General features: G+C 70.9%; 4 protein-coding genes. 3 read left to right on the plus strand and 1 reads right to left on the minus strand.

Annotated features, from left to right (window positions below; all coding sequences use genetic code 11):
- The first annotated feature begins 165 nt into the window (after positions 1-165).
- Positions 166-1365 carry an MFS transporter gene (locus ACOQFS_RS10570; RefSeq protein WP_421562835.1) on the plus strand — a complete coding sequence of 400 codons (1200 nt, stop codon included), beginning with the start codon at positions 166-168 and terminating at the stop codon, positions 1363-1365.
- Between the two features lie 46 nt (positions 1366-1411).
- Here the strand turns inward: ACOQFS_RS10570 and dtd are convergent, their stop codons facing one another.
- On the minus strand, positions 1412-1876 hold the full coding sequence (gene dtd, locus ACOQFS_RS10575; protein ID WP_421562836.1) for a D-aminoacyl-tRNA deacylase: 465 nt from the start codon (positions 1874-1876) through the stop codon (positions 1412-1414).
- A 147-nt stretch (positions 1877-2023) separates the two neighbouring features.
- On the opposite strand from dtd, the gene ACOQFS_RS10580 reads away from it, so the two are divergent.
- Positions 2024-3550: a sensor histidine kinase gene (locus ACOQFS_RS10580; protein ID WP_421562837.1), complete on the plus strand. Its 1527-nt coding sequence runs from the start codon at positions 2024-2026 to the stop codon at positions 3548-3550.
- On the plus strand, positions 3547-4188 hold the full coding sequence (locus ACOQFS_RS10585) for a response regulator transcription factor (protein WP_421562838.1): 642 nt from the start codon (positions 3547-3549) through the stop codon (positions 4186-4188). Before ACOQFS_RS10580 ends, ACOQFS_RS10585 begins: the two co-directional genes overlap by 4 nt.
- Positions 4189-4478: the final 290 nt, after the last annotated feature.

Consider the following 4478-nt stretch of genomic DNA (forward strand, 5'->3'; position numbering starts at 1 on the left):
ATTGAACGCACCGGCCGCTTGCATGGGCATGAGCCCATGCGGCGCACCCGGCACATCCACTCATACCGATTGCACTCCAATGCGATCTTCAAAAAGACATTGAACAGACTCTTAGCCCCGCCACCCCAAGCCCCCCCACGCCCGCCGCCCCGGGCGCTGTGGGCCATGCTGCTGATCCTGCTCAGCGGCTTTGCGCTGAGCCAGGCCTTTCGCACCACCACCGCCATCCTGGCGCAGGGGTTGACGGCGGACTTCGGGCTCTCGCCCCAGTCGCTGGGCGCCTTTGCCGGGCTGTTCGGACTGTCGTTCGGCGTGGCGCAGCTGCTGATGGGTGTGGGGCTGGACCTGTGGGGCCTGCGGCGCACGGTGCTCACGGCGTTTCCGCTGGCCATTGCGGGTGCGGCGCTCTCGGCGGCGGCGCCCGGCTATGGCTGGCTGATGGCGGGGCAGCTGATGATCGGCGTGGGCTGCTCGCCGGCCTTTCTGGCCTGCACGCTGTTCATCGCGCGGCACTTTCCGGCGGAGCGTTTTGCCTACCTCTCGGGCGTGGGCATGGGCGTGGGCGGGCTGGGCCTGCTGTTCACCGGCACGCCACTGGCGTGGCTGGTGCAGCACGGCGGCGGCTGGCGCGCGGGCTATGCGGTGCTGGCGGTGTTGAGCGCCGTCTCGTGGCTGATGATCTTCTGGCGCGTGCACGAGCCCGCCCCGCTGGTGCCACCACCCGTCCAGCGCGAAAGCTGGGGCCAGGCCCTGCTGGGCTTTGGCCAGCTGCTGGCGGTGCCCCACAGCTGGGGCATCCTGGTGCTGGGCATGTCGGGCTATGCGGCCTTCCTGTCGCTGCGCGGGCTGTGGCTGGCGCCGCTGCTGATGGACCGCTACCACCTTTCGCTGGTGGACAGCGGCAACGTGGCGCTGGGCCTGTCACTCATCGCGCTGTTCGCGCCCGGGCTGGCGGGGCGGCTGGACCCGGGCACCGGCCGGCGCCGCCGCTGGATCGGCAATGCCTCGTTGCTGATGGCGTCCCTGTTCGCCGTGCTCGCGGTGCTGCAGGTGCACGCGGCAGCCAACGTGGTGCTGATCCTGCTGATGGGCCTGCTGTCAGGCTATGGTGTGCTGCAGTACGCCGACGTGCGCGCCTCCTACCCGCCCGCGCTCACCGGCCGGGCGCTGTCGGCCTACACCATGGCGATGTTCCTGGGCGTGGCGCTGATGCAGTGGTTCACCGGCCTGGTGGCCACCTGGGCGCAACACCGCGGGTGGGACGCGCACACCGCCGTGATGCTGGCGATTGCCGCCTGGCTAGCGCTGGCGTCGGCAGCGTTTCGGTGGCTGCCGGTGTCACCGCTGGTGCTCCAGCAAAAATAGCATTCAAATCAGGCCCCAGCGCTTATCCATCAAGCATCGACAGCTATCATTTTTGATAAACGCCAGCTGCCGGAGGAATCCGCAGCGGGATGGTCACCGGCCCATCGTTGACCAGATGCACCTGCATGTCGGCCGCGAACTGGCCCGTGGCCACCTGGGGGTGCAGCGCGCGCGCCTGGGCCACCACATAGTCGTACAGCCTCCGGCCCTCGTCCGGCGCTGCGGCCTGCGTAAAACTGGGGCGGTTGCCGCCCGTGGTGTCGGCCGCCAGGGTGAACTGGCTGACCAGCAGCAGGCCGCCGCCGGTGTCCTGCACGCTCTGGTTCATCTTGCCCGCCGCGTCGGAGAAGATGCGCAGCTTGAGGATCTTGGCCAGCAGCCGGTCGGCCTCGGCCTCGGTGTCGCCGCGCTCGGCGCACACCAGCACCAGCAGGCCGGGGCCGATGGCGCCCACGGTCTGCCCGCCCACCTCCACACGCGCTTCGCGCACACGCTGCAACACACTGATCACTGCACTGGTTCCTTGAAATCGTCAGGGGGGTCGAAAGAAAGCGCTGCCACGCTGGGTGCGGCGCAGCGGCATTACACCAGAGCACCCCGGCATTCCAGCGCTGCCGACGCGGCCGGCGCATCCCAGCGCGCGTGCCAGAATCCGCGCATGCCCAACCCCGCATGGCGCCGCGCCATTCCCGCCCTGCCGCTGCGCAGCCTGCTGCTGTGGGTGCTGGTGGCGTGCGCTGGCGCAGGTTGGCTGGCGGCGGCCCGCCTGCAGCAATTGCATGCCGCGTTCGAAACCGACGCGCGCATCGTGCACCGGCTGCTGAGCCAGCGGGTGGTGCAGCACGACGCGATCATGGCCACGCTGGCGCTGCTGCAACCCTCCTCCGCAGACGGCCCCAGCGGCCCTTCCGCAGCCTCGCCGCTGCCGCGCTTGCCCTCGGTCTACCCGCAGATCCTGGCCGTTCTGCAGCGCACCGCACACACCGACTGGCCCCCGGGGCTGCGCGATGAGCTGGCTGCTGCCGAGGCGGCATCGCGCCGCACGGGCCACGCCGCCATGGCCGCGCTCAACCTGCCGGCCGGGCGCTATTACCTGGTGCTGGCCGCGGCCCCCGCCAGCTATGCGCTGCACATCGACCTGCGTGCCACCATCCCCACAGACGAGTGGCCCATGGACCTGGCCGACAGCCCCGTGCGCGTGACGCTGGAGCAAGGCACCGACGCGTTCGTGGTGCAGCCTGGCCGCGCACACAGTGGCGCCGAGGGCCGCACCTACACATTTCACAAGCACCTTGCCGCAGCAAGCCAGCCGCTCGACGTGGTGCTGCAGCGCAGCGTGGGCCTGCATGAGCTGCCCTGGTGGGGCATGCTGGGCTGGTGCCTGCTGACCGCAGCGCTGTGGGCCGCGGGCCACGCCCTGTGGCGCCAGCGGGTGGCACGCCAGCGGGCCGAAGAGCTGCTGCGCCTGGGCCAGGTGGCCCGCCTGAACACGCTGGGCGAGCTGGCTGCCGGCATGGCGCACGAGCTGAACCAGCCGCTGACAGCCCTGCTGGCCAGCACCCAGGCCGCGCAGCGCCTGCTGGCCGAAGACCGGCCCGAGCTGCCCACCGCGCAGACCGCCATGGCCCGCGCCGTGGAGCAGGCGCGCCGCGCGACCGCCGTGGTGGGGCGCCTGCGCCGCCTGGTGGAGCGCCCGGACCTGGCGGGACAGGCCCAGCCCGTGGCGCTGCCTGCGGCCGTGCACGACGCGCTGCACCTGCTGGCACCCGAGCTGCACCAGCGCGGCGTGGCGCCCGAGCTGGACTTCGCCGCCGACCTGCCCAACGTGCTGGCCGAGCCCGTGGCTTTGCAGCAGATCGTGCACAACCTGCTCATGAACGCGCTGCAGGCGCTGGAGCAGGTGCCGCAGGCCGAACGCCGCTTGCGCATCCGCCTGCAGCCCGCAGGCGCCGGCCATGTGGCGCTGTCGGTGCGCGACCATGGCCCCGGCATCCCCGCCGAAGCCCGCCAGCGCCTGTTCGAGCCCTTCTTCTCCACCCGCAGCGGCGGGCTGGGCCTGGGCCTCACGCTGTGCGAGAGCCTGGCCCAGGCCATGGGCGCCCAGCTGGCCCTGGCGCCCGAAGCCACCGGCGACGAAGGCCGGGGCGCCGAGTTTGTGCTCACCCTGCCCGTCGCCCGCCCATGACAGACACCCTCGCTTCCGCCCCGTCGCTCTCCCCCTTCTCCCCCTTGATCCATCTGGTGGACGACGACGCCGCCGTGCGCGACAGCCTGTCGCTGCTCATCGGCACGGTGGGGCTGCGCGTGCAGGCCTGGGCCGACCCGCAGTCCTTCATGGCGGAGTTCGACCGCGCCAGCATCGGCGCCATCGTGCTCGACGTGCGCATGCCCGGCATCAGCGGCCTGACGGTGCTGGAGCAGCTGCTGGCGCAGGGCGTGGACCAGCCCATGATCTTGCTCACCGGGCATGGCACCGTGGAGATGTGCCGCCGCGCGTTCAAGTCCGGCGCGGCGGAGTTTCTGGAAAAACCGGTGGACGACGAAGTGCTCATCGAAGCCCTGCAGAACGCCGTGCGCCAGCACGTGCGCTCACGCGAACGCCACCAGGCCGATCAGCAGGCCCGCGAGCGCTATGCACAGCTCTCCGCCCGCGAGCGCGAGGTGCTGGGGCTGATCGTCGAAGGCCTGACCAACAAGGAAATCGGCAAGGCACTGGCCCTGTCGCCGCGCACGGTGGAGACGCACCGCGCCAATCTGTTTGCGAAGCTGGAGGCGGAGTCGCTGGCGCAGTTGATTCGGCGGTATGCGGCGCTGGTGGAGTAGCGGGTCTTGGCATCCCGTGCCGCCGTGTCGGGCTGATCGCTGATCGCTGATCGCTGATCGGGCTGAGCTTGTCGAAGCCTGGGCGCCTCCCCATCCGTTCGGGCTGAGCTTGTCGAAGCCTGGGCGCCTCCCCATCCGTTCGGGCTGAGCCTGTCGAAGCCGGGGCGCCTACCCCATCCGTTCGGGCTGAGCCTGTCGAAGCCGGGGCGCCTCTCCACCCGTTCGGGCTGAGCCTGTCGAAGCCGGGGCGCCTCCCCACCCGTTCGGGCTGAGCCTGTCGAAGCCGGGGC

Origin of the sequence: Paracidovorax sp. MALMAid1276, from assembly GCF_049198005.1 — a bacterium.
GTDB lineage: Bacteria > Pseudomonadota > Gammaproteobacteria > Burkholderiales > Burkholderiaceae_C > Acidovorax.